Raw genomic sequence first — 553 nt, 5'->3', positions numbered from 1 at the left:
CGCAACAAGCGCTGCCGCTTTCGGATTGGTTTTCGTGTCAATCCTTACTGGGCGGCCGCCGAAAACCCATCCACCCAACCGAACGCCTTACCGTGTCCGGAGCGGGAAGGGTGCTTAAGCACCGTGGTTCTTTGTCGTTTCCTGCTTCACGTAATCGGCAAAACGCTTGGCCCAGGCAGCCGTCAATTCCGCATTGCCAAAATCGACCAGTAGGCGCGTGCCGCGTGCTTCGATTTTGCATACCACCGTCTTTCCATCTTTTACCACCAGCGGGGCAGGCCGGGCAGCAACCGCTTCCCGTTTTTTCGTTGCATGAGCGATTGCCTGGGCTTGCGTGAACCGGCTGTCGGTCGCCAGTATTTGCACTGCTTCGATGACAAGATCGGCGTTGCCGGAGGCAGCGGCTTGCGCGAGCTTGATGGCAGCGTGATAGCCCAGGATCTGCGGCTTTACATCCAAGTGGGCTTTTGCTTCGTCGGGCAACTTGTCGAAGCTGAACAAGGATGAAACAGTGCTCTCCGGGATGCCCGCTTCGTCCGCCAGCTCGCGCTGT

Annotated in this window: 1 protein-coding gene; it reads right to left on the bottom strand. The window is 58.4% G+C overall.

All coding sequences use genetic code 11. From position 1 onward, the window contains the following. Window positions 1-114 precede the first annotated feature (114 nt). A partial coding sequence (locus tag JK635_RS29365; RefSeq protein WP_202656408.1) for a hypothetical protein occupies window positions 115-553 on the bottom strand: 439 nt, incomplete at its 5' end.

Source organism: Neobacillus paridis, assembly GCF_016765675.1.
Taxonomy (GTDB): domain Bacteria; phylum Bacillota; class Bacilli; order Bacillales; family Cytobacillaceae; genus Neobacillus; species Neobacillus paridis.
The sequence above is the reverse complement of the archived record's forward strand: the minus strand, read 5'-3'. Positions and strand labels throughout refer to the sequence as shown.